Origin of the sequence: Cobetia crustatorum (assembly GCF_000591415.1) — a bacterium.
In the GTDB taxonomy this organism is placed as follows: Bacteria; Pseudomonadota; Gammaproteobacteria; order Pseudomonadales; family Halomonadaceae; genus Cobetia; species Cobetia crustatorum.
Genome location: NZ_JEMF01000007.1, coordinates 25,898 through 45,126 on the forward strand (window position 1 = coordinate 25,898; position 19,229 = coordinate 45,126).

A 19,229-nucleotide genomic window follows, 5' to 3' on the forward strand; every position below is an offset into this window, starting at 1 on the left:
TAAAAAAAAGGGGGGGGGCAGAAATAAGGGTGCGGCTATGAAGCATATTCAAACGAGACAGCAGTCAATCAGGCGGGACGCACTAGCTCGTAGTGCAGATAACGCCCCAGATAGACAAAGGGCACCGTACGCCAGTGACGACACTCCAGCTCCAGCAGCTTTTGCATGTCAGTGTTGCTCAGTGGTTCACGCGAGCGCAGATAATCATGGAAAACGCGCAGACCGGTAAGTTCACGGACCTCAAGTCCTGCATCACTGGCCCACTGACGAATCTCGGCGTCACGCAGTGGCGAGATAGGCGTCAAGCGCTTGCCGGTTCCCCAGCCCGCCAGGCGATCCTCCAGCGTCTTGTCGAAATTGCCCTTGGTCACATTCGAGAATGCCAGAGCATCACGATTGAAGACGCTGAGCGACATGACCCCACCAGGTGCCAACAAGCCTGCCAATAGCGCAAACCCCTGTTGTGGCGCGACGAGCCATTCAAGCACAGCATGACAGACAACCACCGGCCATTGGCGCTTGGCGCGGCCCGAAAAGCCCTGCAGGTCCTCGCCAGACCATGCCAGGCGAGCCAGAGCAGATTCTGTCAGAACACCCTGCTCAGCCGACTCTGCAAGCCGCTGTTGCGCACGCTCACGCATTTCACCTGATGGCTCAACCAGTGTGAGCTGATGTCCATGCGTCAGCCACCAGAGTGCGGTCTGACCAAGCCCAGCGCCAATTTCCAGCACTTCACTGGCGGGCAGGTTCGCAAAGCGCTCTTCCAGCAGCCGTCGCGTCAACTCGAGGCGAACCTGTCCACGCTCGGTAGAATAAAATCCGCGCTCGAACTTGTCAGCTAGCCCATCAAAATGACGGTCTGCTGTTGCGCGGCGCACGCGAGACGAAGAAGGCAGAGATTGATCAGGCATACAGGGGGGATTCTTAGGTTTGAAATGACATCAAATGATGTGATGGGCAGACAACGCCCATCACATCCTTGCGAAGGCGCCAATGACAGCTCAATGCCTTCACCGCCAAGGCTGGGGCACAAACTGCCAGTGCACTCAAAAGCTTCGAACACGGTGGGACTCTCAACCAGTAAAGCGCGAGTAGGCTACCCCATCATCGACAGAATGCAAGCTAGCCGAGCCATAAGCCAGCATGGAACTTTTGGATTTCAAGGAGGGAAAGATAAACAACTCAGATATTTAATATAAGAACATTCATAATATTTAGGCTTCTCAGATAATAAAGCGAACATCGGTCACAAATAAAACATCACTGCCATTGCTTATAGGCACTAGCATGTCATGCTCTCTTGACAACAAGAATTCAGAGACATAAGGGCAGTAGGAATAGCGTCTATGTTGCTTTGCATCAAGAGAAACCAGCGAAGGAGTACTATTTCCCCCTTTCTGAGGATCAGCGTAGGATACGCATATCCTCCGACACTTCCTGATATAGAAACCTGCTATGAAACAGCGCGTCCTGTTGGTCGTTCGCAAGCTCAATATTGGCGGCATTCAGCGCAACACCGTCAACCTTGCCAACGTATTGCACCGTGAGGGACATGAGGTTCATGTACTCGTCCTCAAAGGTGAATTAGAGCTTGTGCCTGACACTGGCGTACATCTACATCAAGTCGATTTTGACAAAGCCTTTCGAAAGACAGGCATTGGCCTTGTCTACGACATATTCACCCGAGCGCTACTGACCCCCTTGATCAAGGGCTCAGGGTTCGTATGGCGTGGGCTATATGGCGGGAACTACTTACGCAGCTTCATCAAGAAGCTGGAAGATCGCCATGGTCCTATCGACCGCATCATCATGCGTGGACAGGGAGCATTCGAAACGGTTTGGGCGCTGCAAGACTCTCGCCTTTGGCAAGTCACCGTCTCCTGGCCCGGGCAGAACAAGGACAGCTGGCGTCAACGGTTTCTACTCCGCCGTTTATATGCCAATAAGCAAATAATCTGCAATACCGATAACGTACGCCTCCAACTCGAAGGTCTGCTCGCCCAACATCATATTTCACCGCGTAGATTAGCCACGATCGGCAATGTCTGTAACCTGGATTCCATTGCAGAAATGGCTAACGAATCTGTCGAGCTTCCCAAGCGCCCCTTTGTGGTACAGGTCTGCCGTCTATCGGATGTAAAGCGTCAGGATGTGCTGATCAGAGCCTACCTGGCAGCCGAGATAGAGGAAGATCTCGTCATTGTCGGCGATGGACCGAAGCGGGAAATGATCGAGAATCTGATCAAGGAGCTCGGTGTCGAGGACAGAGTTCACCTGATTGGTAGTCGCCTCAACCCTTATCCGTGGATGAAGCATGCGCGGTTGTTCGTGCTCAGCTCTCGCAGTGAAGCCTTTGGAATAGTCCTCGTCGAAAGCATGTGCTGCGGCACACCATGCGTTGCGCCCGATGTACCTGGCGGTGTTCGCAATGTACTGATCAATGATCAGGCGCGCCTGATTTCCGAGGATAGCATTGAGGGCTTGGCAGCCAAGATACGAGAAGGATTAGCCAATCCGCCTGTCATTGATTCAGATCCGGAGTTAATCGAGCGCTTCCGCGATACCAGGATAATGGAAGCATTTTTATCACTGCCGACGGACAAGTGACTCCCCAGCACTACCTGGAGCCATCATTTACCATTGATAGAAAAGCAGCTTCCTCTCTCTATCAGCGAGATAGAAATGCCTGCATAAGGAAGGTACTCTCCATATGCAGGCAGGCTCGGAATTTCACCTTGGCAAGTACGCAATCACGACCGACACAAACTCTATGCGAGCGCCGCACTGCATCAAAGCCAGCGCTTCAGGTACTCACTCACGCCTTATACTCGCTAAAAGCCTCTCGCGAAGTTCGTTCTTCAGAGCGAATCGTCCAGATAACACCGCCACGAAAAAGAACCACAGGCGCTCAGCTGGAAGCTCCAGCGGTGACCACTGCGGCTGCAATACCTAGCAGTGTTGACCATTCGCGCGAAGAGAAACTCTCGCCCTTGAGTTGCCTAGCATTACGCAGAGCAAACCAGGCCATTGATCAAAGCTGCCACCGCCACTCCGGCTAACTGCACGGCCAATGCCAGAAGAATGAAGTATGCAACGTTGCCAGTGAGCGCCAACTCGAGCAGCAACAGCTTTTCGCGACGAGTCAAATGAGCTGCGCGCATGGGGTAGCGATCATGAAAGCGAAAGCTCCGTAGAGCAAAAAACGTACGCAACTGATAACCACTCGCTATCCCCTGCTGCAGCCCTGTTCAGAGACTGGCTGATCAAGAATGTTATCCAAGATAGTGGTTAATTCTCTATAAGCGCAGATGCATCGTCGTCGCGCATATGCCAACCGATAGACAATCTGAAACATCGGCAACAATACTTAAGACCACTTCTCTATATTGATAGATGAGCTATTAATACGGAAAACAGACCTATATCAGCAAGATGCTTTATAAATACATTTAAATATCGACATTACAAATCATTTAGCCAATGTATATAATTAACCATGCATTGATTAATAGCTAAAACATCTAAAAATAAGACAAACGAGGAAAGGCACTGCTGGTGCCCTCTGCAGGAGTCGAACCTGCGACCTGCCCCTTAGGAGGGGGCCGCTCTATCCAGCTGAGCTAAGAGGGCGAAGCGGGAAGGATTATAAGCCATTGAACTCGCGAGATAAACCCGAGTCCCGTGCTAATGCCATTCATTAAGCAAGCTCCCTTGCCTCGAACGCCTGAATCAGCTTCTCCATTGGCTGAGGGCGCCCAAGCAAGAACCCCTGAACACGCTGACAGCCCAGCTGACGCAACACCTCTAGCTGGTACTCCTCCTCGACTCCTTCTGCCACGACTTCCAATGACAGCGCTTGGGCCATGACTAACATGGCACGTACTATCTCATTGCCATGACTCACTACCACTTTACCAGGCACGGAATGGACTCGCGCATCTACCACATCGCTTTCGCTCACCAGATCATTGATAAAACTACGGTCTATCTTGAGCTCACTGAGCGGCATACGTCGTAGGCGCGCCAAGTTGGAATAGCCAATACCAAAGTCATCGATCGAGAAGCTTAGCCCCAGCGCCGCCAGCTGATCAATCTTGTCCAGCACGTCATCTTCATCTTCGGACGCCAGACTTTCAGTCAACTCGATACGCAGCAAATCAGATGAAAAGATGTGGCGCTTCAGCAGGCTGGCAACACGAGGTACAAAATCAGCATTCCGAAACTGTACTTGGCTCACGTTCACAGCCATAGGGAGAGTACGCCCCTTGACCGTCATATCAGCCAATGCCATGCAAACCTGCTCCAGCACCCAATGGCCTAGCTCGACGATCAATCCAGACTCCTCGGCGATAGGGATAAAGGTCGCAGGCGAGACATTGCCCAGTGTCGGGTCATTCCAGCGTAGCAGCGCTTCCGCTGCGACCAGATACGGCGCACCAGTAGCAGGTAACATGAACTGAGGCTGCAAGTGCACGCTCAATTGCTGGCGTGATAACGCATGACGCAGCGCCTGTTCCATACGGGTAGCAGCGATTATCTGATGCCGCATCTCGGGGCAAAAAAAGCACAAACGAGCACGTCCTGCGCTTTTACTCTCATAAAGGGCGATATCCGCCTCGTGCAACAAATGCCCCCAAGTATCACATTCGTCGATTTCATTTGAGTCTGACTGAGAAGGATATCCGCCGCCTACCTGTGGATATAGGCTGATTCCCAGCGAACCGGAGAGCTGGTGGGTACGCCCTTCCAATACGAGCGGTTCACGCAATCGCTGAAGCATGACCTCACCCATCTGCCGAGCTCTTGTCATTCCCTCAAGCATTGAGCCCGAGCGGGGTGCCAGTAGAACAATGAATTCGTCACCACCATGACGAGCCAGCATGTCACCCGGCTCTATGATTTGTTCAAGCCGAGAAGCAATCTGGATCAAGGCACGATCTCCCGCATCATGCCCAAGCACGTCGTTAAGGCGTTTGAAGTGGTCAAGATCAAGCAACATCAGAGCACCGACCTCTCCGCTTTCCAACGCCTGATCAGCCAACATCGAAAGATGGCGGCGCAGTAGACGTCGATTGGGGAGGCCAGTCAGAGCATCATGCAGCGCCTGATGAGTCAGCTGTTGATCACGACGATGTCGCTCAATGGCAAGGCCAGCGACGTTCACCGCCACCTCGAGCAAGCTTTGATGACCAGTATCAAGCGCTTCTCTCGACTCGCTGTAAAAGGCAAAGCTACCCATAGGGTTTCCGGCACTATCGAGAACAGGCATCGACAGGCATGCCTCAAGCCCCAAAGCCAGAGGATGGTGTCGAAATCCTTCCCAGGCAGGATCAGTCGCCAGTGACTTCGTCAACACACACTCTCGCCGCCACATGGCCGTACCGCAGGTGCCGACCCCCTCCCCAATACGCAAACCACGCACAGCAGACATGAAACCTTCAGGCAACTGTGGAGACACCCCTGAGACGATGTACTCTCCCGCCTCATCAAGAAGCAGTAGCGATGAATGAACATGTGTGGCCGCACTCTCAATCGCGATACACAATTCCATCAAGGTCTGTTCGAGGGGCTGCCCTGCGGCCACGGCCTCCAGCAGTGTCAACTGAGACTGACTGAGCGCTTGCGCCTGACGCGTCTGCGTCACATCGGTCTGTAGCCCAAGATAGCCTTCCGGCGTACCGTCTATCCCCAGCAGAGGAATACAGCGCAAACGTAGCCGCAGCGAGCGACCGCTGGAATGGTAGTGCACCAGTTCTTCATCGCTGGATTCGCCACGACTGCGCTGTTCACGCAACCGGGCAATAACGAGAGGGTTTGATTCAGATCCCATCAACATCTCGCTAGGTACCCTACCTGCCAGTTCAGCGGCGGTATAACCCGTCAGCAGCTCGAAGGCGGGATTGACCCAACGAATGCGACCGTCCATGCCATAACAGCACACCCCGTTAGTCGTGTGCTGAACCACCAATCGTAGGCTCTCTAGCTCTTCCTCCCCGACAGGAAGAGAAGTCATGCTGGATAAGCCGGTAGTTAATGTCGAATGACTCAATGCTATCTCCTCCCGAAAAAGCGACAAGTGCTTTCGGTATCTCGCGCGACGCTACCGGCGATTGTCGCAAGATAAGGGCGCCGTACATCTTGCAACATGGATACCTGGCATTTGATGCCTGATACTCGATATCAGCTTTTCCTAGAGTGATAGTACCGCAACACGTTGCGTTGAAAGATGGCAGAGCTAGAGGCTGTCATGCTACTGGTCCACGCTGACGCTCGGGCGCCGATCGATTTCGAACCTATCTACCCCAAGAGCGTCTCGAAGACCGCTTCTGCATCTATTCCTATTGGGAACCTCCTGCGGCTCGTCCAACCTTATCCTCTCCTATTCTGATCATGAGGCCTGCGGCACATGAAATATCACCACCTGCTGCTGGCCGGTACCTGCTGTCTCCCACTCATCAGTGCTTGCCTGCCGCACTATCTGGCGCCTGGCAATATCACAACGACGCCTCATCTTATCGAACAAGATGGCAATACAGCCTGATCACACGCGACAACACTCGTTTGGCGTGGCAAACATGGCACCCCGTGGCAGACATGCCTCCTCGCGCCATGCTGCTGGGGCTACATAGCTACGGAGATTTCCGACTAGCGTATGCGCCACTAGGGCCATGGCTTGCCCAGCAAGGCATCGTCAGTTACGCCTATGACCAACGCGGATTTGGTGAATCTGATGACAAAGGGCTATGGCCCGAAGGCGCACTGCTGATCAATGATCTGATCGATGCAATCCAGGTGCTTCGCCAGCGCCATCCCGAGCTGCCATTGATATTGGCTGGCGAGAGCATGGGGGGATCGGTGGTACTGACGGCGTTAGCCGAGCATCCTGAGCTTGATGTGCGTGGAGCAATACTGGCAGCACCCGGCGTACGAGGCGGTATCCGCCTGCGCTACCTCTACAATGCTGGCCTATGGCTGACAGCACACCTGGCACCAAATCAGACACTCAGCGTACCGCGTCAATACCCTGCACATGAGCTACTGCCGACTTCAGCGGCGCGCTTGAGCAATGATTCACGCGTCATCCACGAGGTGCGCTTTGATGCCTACTATGGTCTGATCCGCTTCACGGACAGAGCCAGTGACAGTGTCACCATGCTGTCGAATAGGGGCACGAGAAGTGGCACGGATAATGATCCAGGGAGCAACCCACACACATCGACTCTGCCGCCGACCTTACTACTGCATGGCGGTAGCGATACGACGGTTCCTCGTGTGGCAATTAAGCGTTTGGTCAATGACTGGCCCAAGATGTCACGCCCCACTCTAGAGGTGCATTACCTGCCTGATGCCCCTCACCTGATCCTGCAATGGAGCAATGAGGCAAAAGTACGCGAGCTGTTACATGACTGGCTTGAGACACAACTGCCGGCTCTCTGACGCTGAAGGAGAGTGCCTTCAGCAGTACGAACAAGACGCCCATACACGACAACGCCCCACCTGAAAAGGCTGGGGCGTTGTCGTATTAAATACTACTGGTGATCATTACGCTGAATAGCAACCCATCACTTGCGTGCGGATCTCAGTGCATCGGCCAGCTCGCGCGTCAACGCATGAACATCATGCGTACCTTGCTCTGGCGTCTCTGCATTGGCTTGCAGATCAATCAATGCAGACCCCACCACCACACCATCAGCAAAACGCCCGATACGCGCGGCCTGCTCCGCAGTGCGAATACCGAAACCTACCGCGACAGGAATATCGGTATGCTCGCGGATACGCCCCACTTCAGCCTCGACCTTCTCAGCGGTAGGCGCTGCGCCACCGGTTACGCCATTGCTCGATACGTAATAGAGGAAGCCAGACGTGTTGGCCAGCACACTCGGTAGACGCTCGCTATTGGTCGTCGGCGTAGCAAGACGGATGAAGCTGATGCCCGCCTGTGCTGCTGGCAAACAGAGCTCATCATCATGCTCAGGCGGTAGATCAACCACAATCAAGCCATCAACACCGGCGTCACTCGCCTGCTCAAGGAAACGTGCCACACCACGACGATAGATCGGATTGTAGTAACCCATCAGCACGATCGGCGTATCCTGATCCTGCTTGCGGAACTCACTGACCATCGCAAGAGTACGATCCATTGTCTGACCAGCCTTCAGCGCCCGTTGCGTCGCGTGCTGAATTGCCAAGCCATCCGCCATCGGGTCGGTGAAAGGCATGCCCAGCTCAATCACGTCGGCACCAGCTTCTGCCATGCCAAGAAATGTGGCTAGGCTAGCGTCATAGCCTGGGTCACCGGCCGTGATATAGGTGACCAGTGCAGCACGACTTTCAGCACGAACAGCGGCAAAGCGACGGTCAAGACGGCTGTCAGTCGCAGCCTTGTCGGTATCAGTAGCGGAAATGCTCATCGGTAGGCTCCGAATTTCCTGGCCTGCACACGCCGTCAGCGCACACAGGCATAAAAGGGCAAAAGGCGATAGAGATGCAACTCAAGGCACGACTCAAGAAATAACAAGACTCAAGCGGCGTCAGGATTCAAACCAAGCTCATCAGCAAGATGATGCGTGACGGTGGCCATATCCTTGTCACCACGACCACTGAGATTAACGACCATCAGGTGATCCTTCGGCAGTTCGGGCGCGCGCTTGATGACCTCCGCCAGTGCGTGAGCAGACTCCAGGGCCGGAATGATGCCTTCCAGACGGCACAGCATCTGGAAGGCATCCAATGCTTCCTGATCTGTCGCAGCGACATATTCTGCGCGCTTGATGTCATGCAACCAGGCATGCTCAGGACCAATACCCGGATAGTCGAGCCCAGCCGAGATGGAATGAGCATCACCGATCTGTCCTTCTTCATCCTGCAGCAGGAAGGTACGGTTACCGTGCAGTACGCCCGGCTTTCCGCCTTTGAGGCTGGCAGCATGGCGTGGCGTATCGAGGCCTTCACCAGCGGCTTCCACGCCAATGATCTCGACACTCTCATCATCAAGGAAGGGGTGGAACAGACCCATCGCGTTGGAGCCGCCACCGATACAGGCGACCAGTGAATCTGGCAGGCGCCCTTCCTTCTCGAGAATCTGGGTGCGCACTTCCTTGCCGATGACGGACTGGAAGTCGCGTACCAGCTGCGGATACGGGTGCGGGCCCGCCACGGTGCCGATGATGTAAAAGGTATCGTCGACATTGGTCACCCAGTCACGCAACGCTTCGTTCATGGCGTCTTTCAGTGTGCCATCGCCTGCCGTGACCGGCACGACCTTGGCGCCCAGCAGCTGCATGCGCTGCACGTTGGGCTGCTGGCGGTGAATGTCGGTAGAGCCCATGTAGATCACACAGTCCAGACCAAAGCGCGCTGCAACGGTCGCAGTCGCTACGCCATGCATGCCGGCACCCGTCTCAGCGATGATGCGCTGCTTGCCCATGCGACGCGCCAACAGTACCTGTCCGAGTGCATTGTTGATCTTGTGAGCGCCGGTATGCATCAGATCTTCTCGCTTGAGATAGACCTTGGCGCCGCCCAGCTTTTCGGTCAGCCGCTCAGCAAAATACAGTGGGCTCTGGCGGCCAACGTAATCAGCGGATAAACCTGCCAGCTCCTTGGCAAAGGCCGGATCCTGCTGAGCAGCTTCATATTCACGCTGCAGGTGCAAAATCAACGGCATCAGAGTTTCGGCAACAAAGCGCCCACCGAAGTCACCGAAGAAGCCCTTGGCATCGGGGCCTTGGCGAAGGCTGGCTGTGGCAGTCGACTGGCTCATGTTGAACTCCTCGAAATCGTGTCGGTGGTTGGCCTCTAACGTCCAGCTCCAAAACACAGAGCGATTGATCAACGAGGCCGACGGTATGCTGATCATCCTAGCGCCCCAAGCTCAGGAAGAAAAACGATATATCCGCTTATATATGTGAGTTATTCTCACACATTCTATATTGACTACGACCGATCACCTCACAGAGTTCTGTTGCGCCCGGTCATGCTTTTACCCTCATTAATCATCAAGGAGGCTATCCATTGGCCCATAAGACCTTGCCGATTTCCGATGACTCGCCATTGACGGCTTCATCTGGACGTGACCTGAATCTGCCCATGCTGCCGCCCCTCAACGCCCTTCGTGCCTTTGACGCAGCAGCACGCTTTGAAAGCGCTTCACGCGCTGCAGAAGCCCTGCATGTCACACATGGAGCAGTCAGTCGTCAGATTCGTCAGTTGGAAGAGACACTGGGAACACAATTATTCGAGCGTGTCGGGCGCGGTTTGCGTTTGACTCAGGCCGGACATGAACTGGCAACGGCGACTCGCCATCACCTGGGCGGGTTGGCACGGGTCTGTTCAGAACTGACACGTCGAGATGCACGCGCACCATTTGTTCTCAGTTGCCCCGGATCATTTCTCGCACGCTGGTGTATCCCGCGACTCGGCGCGCTCAAGCAATCGCTCCCAGAGCTGGAGCTGCATCTGACGGCCAGCGATGAAGCTGACACGCTCAGACCGGGGATAGATGGTGTATTGCGCTTCCAGATGCCGCCCTTCAAGGAGACAGAACGCCAAGAGACACGTGTTCTCGGCAAGGAACGCATCGGCCCCGTACTACGTCCCGATACCGCCTGGTTACCCAATGAGACTCCCCCCTCGCCAGCTGTGCTGCTAGACCTGCCATTACTGCACACCCGATCACGTTCTCAGGCATGGCCTGACTGGTGTGCTCGCCAGTCACTACCCAGTGACCAGCTGCATTATGCGCAGGGGTTTGAGCACCTCAACTATCTACTGGAGGCGACTCTGGTCGGACTTGGAGTGGGCATCGCGCCTGACTATCTGGTGGAAGAAGATTTACGCAGCAAGCGCCTGATAGCCCCGTGGGGCTTTGTCGAGACACAAGCATGCCTGACCCTGACACTGCCCGAAGCCGGACGTGCTCGAGGCCGTCACCCGTATGCCGATGCACTGTCTGCCTGGCTAGCACAAGAACTGGCGGCGGCTCCACATGCTGGACAGTAGACCCACGAACGTACCAAGCAGAGAGACTGACCAAAGACGTTACGTGGCAAAAGATGCCCGCACCTCCAACAATCGGGCATAAAAAAGGCCAGTCACAAGGACTGGCCTGACCGGCCATTATATCCAGAGGATATTGCCAGAAAGATCGTTAAATCCGCTCAAGGAACCATCGCAACCTGCCAAGCAGGTCGGAAGCGAGAGTGGGCGAACAACTCTGCGCATTGAACGACGCAGCCACCCTCGGCAGGCGTCATCGAGGAGTCACAACATGCTCGACTCAACAACTCCGTAACAGACTGCAACTCTTCATCAACCGATGAAAATGACAGCCTATCCCGCTTCAACTGCAAGCATCATATCTTTTAGCCCGCGAACAAAAAAGCACATTGTCAGCAACAGTCCCATGCTGCTGTGGCACCGAACCAACGCTGCTTCAATGGCATTCTGGCGCTGCGGTACCGTTTTCGCCATGCCCAGTACTTACGCGGTGACTCGGCGGATTATTACCACCCAAAAGCAAACGCTGGATATCGGTTGCCGCCATGGGCTTATAAAAATAATAGCCCTGAATGAGGTCGCAACGCATCTCACGCAACAGCTCAAGCTGCTCAATATTCTCCACGCCCTCAGCCACCACCTCCAGCCCCAAGCGATGACCCAGGAAGACGGTTGCTTCCATGATCGCGCGATCCTTCGGTTCATGAGCACACTCCGTCACGAATGAGCGATCAATCTTGAGCGCTGTGACTGGCAGCATCTTGAGATAGCTCATCGAGGAATATCCTGTCCCAAAGTCATCAATCGCGATCTTGTAACCACGATCATGCAAGGCCCGTAAGCTATCGCGCACCTTAACGTCTGCTTCGAGCAAGACGTTCTCGGTTAGCTCTATACCGATATCGCGTGGCGTTAATCCGTATTCCGCAACGCAGTCTTCAAGACGCTGAAAAACGTCAGAGTTCGTCGCCTGCCGTCCCGAAATATTGATGTCGATGCGGTAGCCCTTGAGGCCTAGTGCATGCCATTCCGCCTGCTGACGGCATGCCTGACGAATAACCCAGTCTCCCAGACGCTCAATGAGATTGGTGCGCTCTGCCACCTTGATAAAATCAGAGGGGGGGATATTGCCTTCCGGCGCGTGCCAACGCATCAGCGCCTCTACAGACTCGATCCGCTCACTACGGGCGGCTACCTGGGGCTGATAGTGCAAAGAAAGCTCGCCGCCACCATCCTGATTCAACAGTGCTTGCAGACGCCCAGCCAGATGATGCTGATGCAGCATCTCATTACGGACTTCCTGGTTGAAGAATTGATAGCCATCACGACCTGCCTGCTTGGCACGGTGCTTCGCGACGTCGGCATTGCGCACCAATTCTGCTGCATCGCTGCCATTTTCGGGATACAAGCTGATACCAATACTCAAGCGCAACAATAGCTCGCGCCCATCAATAGTGAAGGGGCGCTGGAAGTCTTCACGAATACGCTCGACCACTGCCAGTGCATCACTTTCGTAATCCAGACGCGGCATGGCTAATACAAACTCATCACCCCCAAAGCGCGACAGAAGGTCTTGGCCTCGCTGGAAGCCTTGTAAACGTGACGCCACACTGCGAATGACCCGATCCCCCGTCTCATATCCCAAGGTGTCGTTGATTTCGGTGAAATGATCGATATCGAGAAATAGCACCATCAGCGTATCGCCATGCCGCTGGCACTCGCTCAGTGACTGCTCGAGTTCGCTCTCAAAGGTCTGCCGATTGGGCAGCTCAGTCAAAGGATCAAAGCGCGTCATGTAATCCAGCTCACGCTGAACCTTACGCTCCCCCGTCAGATCAATGTCGATACAGAACATTAACGGGTTTTCCGTGCGCTCCCCCAGCATGACATGGTGAGAAAACACAGGCACAGGGGCCCCTGACTTGTGCTTTAGCTCAAGTTCACTGGAAGGGATCTCGACACCTTTGCTAACCCATGCATGGTGCGCCTCCACTACAACGCCTGCCATCGTTTCCGGAATCAACAAGGATTCCAGACATCGTCCGCGAGCTTCCTGCTCACTGAAACCATATAGCCGCTCACTGGCCTCGTTCCAGTAGATGACCCGGCGCTGACTGTCATACCCCTGGACAGCAACGCGTGGCAGACTTTCCAACAGCTCTCGAAATCGTTGATCGCTGACGGGAAGTCCCTTGCTGGTCGAGGGGCCAACCATACTCGTCTGCATGACCGCCTCCTGCGTGTGCTGATGATGTAACACCTGACGCTTACGAGCTAGCATGATGCCCGCAGTTGCGCCAAGAATCACCATCAGCATCGCGGTTAGCCAGCGGCCGATCATACCCTCCCCCGCCACCAGCACTGCCATGAGTAACATCGCTACGGCAATAATGGCTGGACTGGAGCGCAACATTCCGGCGGCACTACCGGCCTGACGGAACCCGTTTGTCATGATGAAGGACACCTCCACTACCATCTTGTTCCTACTCGCCGAACACCGACGAAGAGTGCATCAATTGCGTATTCGGCACTCGGGAGGCCACGCATTCATTGCCTTGGTCAAATCTATATGTTTGCCGCGCAGAAACCCAGCGCCTGACGCCCTTTCGGCTTCCGCACACTCAACGTTTTCTCATGAAGAACTGTATAAAAACGCAGTAACCCGACCTTAGTGACAGGGTGAAGAATAGCGCTAATGGATTACATAATACTAGGCGATCAGATTAGCCATGTCGTAGCGATGACCTACTACCCATATTGATGATACTTACGCGATATTAGCGCGTTACTGACAATGTACGGGTTTGACTATGCCACGTGCATCTTTCCATTCTCCTCGACGTTGCTAATGCAACGCCTTCCATCAAGCGCATAAGCGCAGATAACGTCGAGGAATTTTACATGAACATCGCAAATCGTGGCGTACGTCAGCTGGCCGACTCTTCCCGCAAACTGACTTTGGAGCAAAGCAGCCTAGCAGAGCATTATCCAGCCCACTCCACCGATGGCACAACACTGCACCTCCCGCTGACATCCCAGTATTGGCCAAAAGCAGTACATGAGGAATTGAAGCACCAGCACTGGAGCAAGTCTTCCATCTCGGCGCATATTGACTTGAATGCCTGGCAGGGCTTCCTGAAAGATCTCCCGCGCGACCCTTACGTCAACACCCGTTGGAAGCGCATGTCTTGGCTGCACCTCAATGACCAGCACGAAGTCGAGACCCTTGGAGAGTGTCCGATGGCTCAGGGAGGGCGATTCAATGACGCTGCCAGCATGGCCGATCGCCTGAGATACTATGCACCGCTGGAAGAGTCATTCACTGAGCGTGAAGATGTACGCGCCTTTGTAAAGGCGTGGGCTGACATGTGGGGCATCGGCCCGCGCGAGCCAATCCTGATGCAAATCACTGGGGTCCGCGGAGATGGCACCATTGATCCGCTTCAAGGCCAAGGGATTCATGCGGATGGTTGCAAGTATCTAAGCATCCTGGTAGTCAACCGTGAAAATGTCAGTGGCGCCATCAACACGCTCTACCGGGACAAGGCGGGGAGCGAATTGCTGTCCACAACAGAATTGGCACCAGGAGAGGTCCTTCATATCCATGATGATCAGCTATTCCATAGCGTCAGCTCAATCTCGCAGGAGAACGCCGGCCAGCACTTCGAGCGCTTCATCATCATTATCAACTGCGCATTCATTGATGAGTTCCAGAACCGCATGCTGCGTCGTCATTTCCCGGGCGCCGTACTGAATGAGAGCAAGTAATCGATAACCTGGTGACAGTTAGCCAGTCCCTGTGTTGGTCATTGCAATAAGACGGCTCGGTAGATTCCGAATTGCCATCACCTGAAGCCTTGCATTAGCGGCATGACAGATTACTGAGGCGTACAAGAAAAAACCAGCCGGTTTCCCGGCTGGTTTTTTTGTTATTGGGTGTCAGCTTTAGTGCCGCCAACACTTACATCAGTACTGTGCCTGACACGTTAGCTGCATCAAGACTGGCGAACATATCATGACACTCACTCGTACCAGAGCGCAGCAATGTATTCCGCCATGGGCACTTCATCTTCAGGCGATGGCCAGCGGATCAGCGCCAAATCTACCTGCTTGATCCCAAGCTTATCGAGACTCTCACGCAGGCTGGCAATCAGGTCATCGTGATGCAGACGATCATGCCGGACCTTGGTGGTCAGGAAAATATCATCGCGCGGCACATCACTTTCACGGATAGCACGACCGACAGCCACTTTGTTGCCATAGAACTGTGCCGTATCAATGTGACGGTAGCCCAGTGACAATGCACTGGTCACTGCGTCCGTGGCAGCTTGCTCTTCATAACGGAAAACGCCAAAGCCCATTGCCGGCAGTACTGAAGTTGTAGGGGTAGCCATATCGTCTCTTTTGCATCTTTCGCACAGATCATTGTTTAGCCTATCAAGAGATGTGGAAATACCCGTCCATAGTTAAAGGGTCGATAAACGGCATTGCACTGTTACTGTACTAACATCGCAGGGAGATACTCGGCTATCGATGAATGAGCCGAAACTCCATACGCCCTCACCGTATCAGGGAATCATCATGACCATTGAAACCGGGCTAACCTTCTTCCTTGCCATCTTCATCTTTGGCATCACTCCAGGCCCCGGCATTCTTGCATTACTGGCACGCGGCATGAGCAAGGGCGGCAACGCCTGTGTCCCGCTGGCCGTCGGCATGAGTCTCAGCGATGTCTGCTATATGCTGGCCGCCGTCTTTGGGCTTTCGGCACTGGCAACCCATTGGAGCGAGCTGTTCACGGTCATCCGTATTCTGGGGGCAGCCTATCTGTTCTATCTGGGGTACAAGCTATGGACCAGCTCACCGACACTTGATGATGCTCCGGCAATGCGCGTGCGTGGCGACTGGTGGCGGGGGTTCATTCAAGGCTTCTTGATCTCGGCCTCCAACCCCAAGGTCATTCTGTTCTACATCGCCTTCCTGCCCACCTTCATGGATATCACCCAGCTCACCGGTAGCGATATCGTGATTGCCGCCACCCTCAATCTGAGCGCTCTATTGATCGGCGTGGTACCTGTCGGTTATCTGGCGGGACGCATTCGCCGTTACCTGCGCTCGCCGCAAGCGATACGCCGCCTCAATCGTGGAGCGGGTAGCCTGATGATCGGGGCCGGCAGCTACCTGGCCTTGCGCGGCTGATCTGACGTCATGTCTGGCTGATGTTCACGCTAGCATCCATGAACCAACCCGCCACGAAAACGCCCCTGCCAAATTGGCAGGGGCGTTTTCACGACTTGCACCTGACACTTATTACTGACGAATGCCTTCAATGACCAGATACAGGTCAACCGTGGCAGCCGTCGGGCCCAGCTTGGACGTATCGATGCCATAATCAGCAAGCTTCAGGGTCGTGGTACCCTCAAAACCCTGACGATATCCACCCCATGGATCTTCACCACCACCGATGTGATCGACGTCGATAGTGATCGGCTGGGTCTTGCCATGCAACGTCAGATCGCCGGTCAATTTCCCTGCACCATCACCCGTCGTTTTAAAGCCCGTGGAGGCAAAGGTGGCGGTCGGATACTGGGACACATCCAGGAAATCAGCGGACTTGAGGTGCTTGTCACGCTCGGCATGCGCGCTGTCCAGACTATCGACATCCACTTTCACATTGACGCTGGAGGCTTCTGGCTTGCCTTCGTCGTAGCTGAAGTCGCCGCTGAACTCCTTGAACTCACCCAAGATATAGGAATAGCCCAGATGGCTGACCTTGAACTGGACGAAGGCATGCTGGCCTTCAGTATCGATGGTGTAATCAGAGGCCTGAGCCTGTCCGGCCATCAGCGGCAAAGAGGCTGCCATGACACCTGCAACAAGTGACTGGCCGAGGAAGGATGTCTTATTCATGTTGATACTCCTTGAGTGGATTCGTCACATCTGGCGCCCAATGGCATTGACGCCCTCTTTCATCATCGCAACGGCCAGATCATGCGCCGCAGCGTATCTTGTTCATCCAACAGATGATGCTTCAAGGCTACAGCTGCGTGCCCAAGCGACAAAATGACAAGACCGCAGGAGGCATACCAGTGTACATCGCCAGCGAGCGTTGCCTGGTCTTTTAGACCGGTGATCAGTGCCGGCACCTCGAAAAGGCCAAATACACTAATGCCTCGCCCATCAGCCGTGGAAATCAGATAGCCTGATGCCATAATCAGCAGCAGCAGCACATAGAGCAATACGTGACCCACGAAGGCAGCGCGCTGTTCATTACGAGTACCGTGTGCCTGTGGTGTTATCTGCAGGTGTCGCCAGATTAGCCGCAATACCGTTAATGCAAACAGACTGATACCCACAGACTTGTGCCACCACGGGCCAAGCTTGTACCAGGGATCGTAATAACCCAAAGAAGTCATCCACCAACCAAGGGCAAACAGTCCGAAGATGGCCAAGGCCGATAGCCAATGCATCACGATGACCGGCCAACCCCAACCACGTCGAGAATTTCGCCACATTTTTAGCTCCCGCCTCTTGCGCTATCTACGCCTACCGATCAGTGCTGCGGAGATCTCCGCCAGCTTTATTGTTACTTCATTAAGCGAGAGCTTAACCAGTGCCCAGTGTGACGCCAAGCCTTAGGTGAGTGAACCGTTCATTTTTGCTAGACACACAAACGCCGAGCATGACTGGGTGTTTATATCAGAAGGCAACGCTATCGTGTGCCCCTTGGTCTTGCGGCAATACCCGACAGAAAGCAGGTTGACACAGGGACATGCCCTGGCATGATCGATCCCCACAACGAAGTGAAGGCAGACCAGACGCTTTACAACGCCTTGAACTGCCTCCACTCGGGGACTTTTGATGACAGTCCGTGATGACTGCCCGATACCTGCTACGCTCTAACGCTTGCAGGCTTTTTTTCTTCAGTCCACCAAACGATCAAGGCCACGTGCCAGGTCACGCTTGATATCTTCGAGATCTTCCAGGCCCACTGCGATACGAATTATTCCTTCCTCGATACCTGCGGCGGCTTTCTGCTCGTCACTAAGACGCCCGTGAGTGGTAGTGGCCGGATGTGTAATGGTCGTTTTCACATCGCCCAGATTACCGGTGATCGACAGGATGCGTGTGGCATCTACCACTGACCAGGCGCCTTCACGCCCCCCCTTGATCACCACGCCCAGCACAGCACCGAAGGCCTTTTGCTGCTGTTTGGCCAAGGCATGCTGCGGATGACTTTCAAGCCCCGAGTAATGCACACGCTCCACGCCCGGATGCACTTCAAGCCAACGCGCCAGATCCAATGCCCGCGCGCAGTGCGCCTGCATGCGGATGTTGAGCGTCTCCAACCCCTTGAGGAATACCCAAGCATTGAAAGGCTCAGGCACGGACCGCAAGTACGCACCACGCCAAACACCTCTTCCATCAATGCATGACTGCCAACCACTGCGCCACCCAGCGTACGGCCCTGGCCATCCAGATACTTGGTCGCCGAATGAATGACGATATCCGCCCCAAGCGTCAAGGGGCGCTGTAGTGCCGGTGTACAGAAACAGTTATCAATGGCTAACCAGGCATTGTGCTCATGCGCGATCTCAGCCAGTGCCGCAATATCACCAATCTCGGAAAGCGGATTGGACGGCGTCTCGGCAAACAGCAGCTTGGTGGCTGGCGTGATGGCTTCGCGCCATGCATCCAGATCTCCCAGCTCAACGAAGCGTGTGGTGATGCCAAGCTTGCCGAAATACTTGGTAAACAGACTGACACTGGAGCCAAAGATGGAACGCGAGGCGACAATTTCATCACCAGATTCCAGCAGCGCCAACACCGTGGACATGATGGCGGCCATGCCAGAGCTGGTCGCGACGCAACGCTCACCGCCTTCCATCGCCGCCAGACGCTCTTCGAAGAAACGCACCGTCGGATTGGTGAAGCGCGAATAGATGTTGCCAGCTTCATCACCACCAAACTTGGCAGCCGCCTCGGCAGCACTGCCATAGACAAAGCTGGACGTCGTATAGATAGGCTCACCGTGTTCCTGCTCTGAGCCACGCAGGTGGCCTGCCCGGATGGCGAGCGTCTCGAGACCCAGTTCATCACGGGAGAGGTCGGCGCGGGAAAGATTGTCTTCGTGCATGGTGTCCATTACCTGTGCTGAAAAACGTGTTCTGTAAGATGCTGCTGGCGATCAACATGCGCAGTGTCGTTTCATTCTTGCACACTGCCGCATC

14 protein-coding genes, 1 tRNA gene and 1 pseudogene are annotated in these 19,229 nt (G+C 54.6%); 5 read left to right on the forward strand and 11 right to left on the reverse strand.

The window, feature by feature from the left end; genetic code table 11:
* Window positions 1-68: 68 nt before the first annotated feature.
* Window positions 69-911 carry a methyltransferase domain-containing protein gene (locus BF12_RS0101360; RefSeq protein WP_024950699.1) on the reverse strand — a complete coding sequence of 281 codons (843 nt, stop codon included), beginning with the start codon at window positions 909-911 and terminating at the stop codon, window positions 69-71.
* A 544-nt stretch (window positions 912-1,455) separates the two neighbouring features.
* On the opposite strand from BF12_RS0101360, the gene BF12_RS0101365 reads away from it, so the two are divergent.
* The gene (locus tag BF12_RS0101365; protein WP_024950700.1) at window positions 1,456-2,607 is read left to right on the forward strand and encodes a glycosyltransferase; all 1,152 of its coding nucleotides are present in this window, start codon (window positions 1,456-1,458) and stop codon (window positions 2,605-2,607) included.
* 398 nt (window positions 2,608-3,005) lie between these two features.
* On the opposite strand, the gene BF12_RS21875 is transcribed toward BF12_RS0101365, so the two are convergent.
* The 3 genes from BF12_RS21875 to BF12_RS0101380 all read right to left on the reverse strand — a co-directional run bounded on the left by BF12_RS21875 (window position 3,006) and on the right by BF12_RS0101380 (window position 6,049).
* The gene (locus BF12_RS21875) at window positions 3,006-3,161 is read right to left on the reverse strand and encodes a hypothetical protein (protein ID WP_156941103.1); all 156 of its coding nucleotides are present in this window, start codon (window positions 3,159-3,161) and stop codon (window positions 3,006-3,008) included.
* Between the two features lie 392 nt (window positions 3,162-3,553).
* Window positions 3,554-3,630: transfer RNA gene (locus tag BF12_RS0101375), tRNA-Arg, on the reverse strand.
* Window positions 3,631-3,697: 67 nt separating this feature from the next.
* The gene (locus tag BF12_RS0101380) at window positions 3,698-6,049 is read right to left on the reverse strand and encodes an EAL domain-containing protein (RefSeq protein WP_144726257.1); all 2,352 of its coding nucleotides are present in this window, start codon (window positions 6,047-6,049) and stop codon (window positions 3,698-3,700) included.
* A gap of 545 nt (window positions 6,050-6,594) precedes the next feature.
* On the opposite strand from BF12_RS0101380, the gene BF12_RS18140 reads away from it, so the two are divergent.
* Entirely contained in the window at window positions 6,595-7,437 is an 843-nt protein-coding gene (locus BF12_RS18140) for an alpha/beta fold hydrolase (protein ID WP_024950702.1), read from the forward strand.
* A gap of 125 nt (window positions 7,438-7,562) precedes the next feature.
* On the opposite strand, the gene trpA is transcribed toward BF12_RS18140, so the two are convergent.
* Entirely contained in the window at window positions 7,563-8,411 is an 849-nt protein-coding gene (gene trpA, locus BF12_RS0101400) for a tryptophan synthase subunit alpha (protein ID WP_024950703.1), read from the reverse strand.
* Between the two features lie 110 nt (window positions 8,412-8,521).
* Complete coding sequence (trpB, locus tag BF12_RS0101405; RefSeq protein WP_024950704.1) at window positions 8,522-9,763, reverse strand: tryptophan synthase subunit beta; 1,242 nt, start codon at window positions 9,761-9,763, stop codon at window positions 8,522-8,524.
* Between the two features lie 251 nt (window positions 9,764-10,014).
* Between trpB and BF12_RS0101410 the strand changes: the two genes are divergently transcribed.
* Complete coding sequence (locus BF12_RS0101410) at window positions 10,015-11,001, forward strand: LysR family transcriptional regulator (RefSeq protein ID WP_024950705.1); 987 nt, start codon at window positions 10,015-10,017, stop codon at window positions 10,999-11,001.
* 433 nt (window positions 11,002-11,434) lie between these two features.
* Here BF12_RS0101410 and BF12_RS18145 read toward each other — a convergent pair whose 3' ends face one another.
* Window positions 11,435-13,450: a putative bifunctional diguanylate cyclase/phosphodiesterase gene (locus BF12_RS18145; protein ID WP_246116401.1), complete on the reverse strand. Its 2,016-nt coding sequence runs from the start codon at window positions 13,448-13,450 to the stop codon at window positions 11,435-11,437.
* Between the two features lie 449 nt (window positions 13,451-13,899).
* Between BF12_RS18145 and BF12_RS18150 the strand changes: the two genes are divergently transcribed.
* Window positions 13,900-14,766: a 2OG-Fe dioxygenase family protein gene (locus tag BF12_RS18150; RefSeq protein ID WP_024950707.1), complete on the forward strand. Its 867-nt coding sequence runs from the start codon at window positions 13,900-13,902 to the stop codon at window positions 14,764-14,766.
* Between the two features lie 254 nt (window positions 14,767-15,020).
* Here the strand turns inward: BF12_RS18150 and BF12_RS18155 are convergent, their stop codons facing one another.
* Entirely contained in the window at window positions 15,021-15,392 is a 372-nt protein-coding gene (locus BF12_RS18155; protein WP_084487914.1) for an aldo/keto reductase, read from the reverse strand.
* A gap of 187 nt (window positions 15,393-15,579) precedes the next feature.
* Between BF12_RS18155 and BF12_RS0101430 the strand changes: the two genes are divergently transcribed.
* Window positions 15,580-16,197, forward strand: coding sequence for a LysE family translocator (locus BF12_RS0101430; RefSeq protein WP_024950708.1), 618 nt, complete (start codon window positions 15,580-15,582; stop codon window positions 16,195-16,197).
* 111 nt (window positions 16,198-16,308) lie between these two features.
* Here the strand turns inward: BF12_RS0101430 and BF12_RS0101435 are convergent, their stop codons facing one another.
* From BF12_RS0101435 to BF12_RS18165, 3 genes and pseudogenes are all read right to left on the reverse strand, one after another.
* Entirely contained in the window at window positions 16,309-16,908 is a 600-nt protein-coding gene (locus BF12_RS0101435; protein WP_024950709.1) for a YceI family protein, read from the reverse strand.
* 62 nt (window positions 16,909-16,970) lie between these two features.
* Entirely contained in the window at window positions 16,971-17,513 is a 543-nt protein-coding gene (locus tag BF12_RS18160) for a cytochrome b (protein ID WP_035158526.1), read from the reverse strand.
* Between the two features lie 408 nt (window positions 17,514-17,921).
* A pseudogene (locus tag BF12_RS18165) lies at window positions 17,922-19,135 on the reverse strand (O-succinylhomoserine sulfhydrylase).
* Window positions 19,136-19,229 lie beyond the last annotated feature (94 nt).

Coding starts and splice junctions, on each gene's coding strand:
- BF12_RS0101365 (WP_024950700.1), top strand. CDS start 1,456: ATGAAACAGCGCGTCCTGTTGGTCGTTCGCAAGCTCAATATTGGCGGC.
- BF12_RS18160 (WP_035158526.1), bottom strand. CDS start 17,513: ATGTGGCGAAATTCTCGACGTGGTTGGGGTTGGCCGGTCATCGTGATG.
- BF12_RS0101430 (WP_024950708.1), top strand. CDS start 15,580: ATGACCATTGAAACCGGGCTAACCTTCTTCCTTGCCATCTTCATCTTT.
- BF12_RS0101360 (WP_024950699.1), bottom strand. CDS start 911: ATGCCTGATCAATCTCTGCCTTCTTCGTCTCGCGTGCGCCGCGCAACA.
- BF12_RS21875 (WP_156941103.1), bottom strand. CDS start 3,161: ATGCGCGCAGCTCATTTGACTCGTCGCGAAAAGCTGTTGCTGCTCGAG.
- BF12_RS18140 (WP_024950702.1), top strand. CDS start 6,595: ATGCCTCCTCGCGCCATGCTGCTGGGGCTACATAGCTACGGAGATTTC.
- BF12_RS0101435 (WP_024950709.1), bottom strand. CDS start 16,908: ATGAATAAGACATCCTTCCTCGGCCAGTCACTTGTTGCAGGTGTCATG.
- trpA (WP_024950703.1), bottom strand. CDS start 8,411: ATGAGCATTTCCGCTACTGATACCGACAAGGCTGCGACTGACAGCCGT.
- BF12_RS18155 (WP_084487914.1), bottom strand. CDS start 15,392: ATGGCTACCCCTACAACTTCAGTACTGCCGGCAATGGGCTTTGGCGTT.
- BF12_RS18145 (WP_246116401.1), bottom strand. CDS start 13,450: ATGACAAACGGGTTCCGTCAGGCCGGTAGTGCCGCCGGAATGTTGCGC.
- trpB (WP_024950704.1), bottom strand. CDS start 9,763: ATGAGCCAGTCGACTGCCACAGCCAGCCTTCGCCAAGGCCCCGATGCC.
- BF12_RS18150 (WP_024950707.1), top strand. CDS start 13,900: ATGAACATCGCAAATCGTGGCGTACGTCAGCTGGCCGACTCTTCCCGC.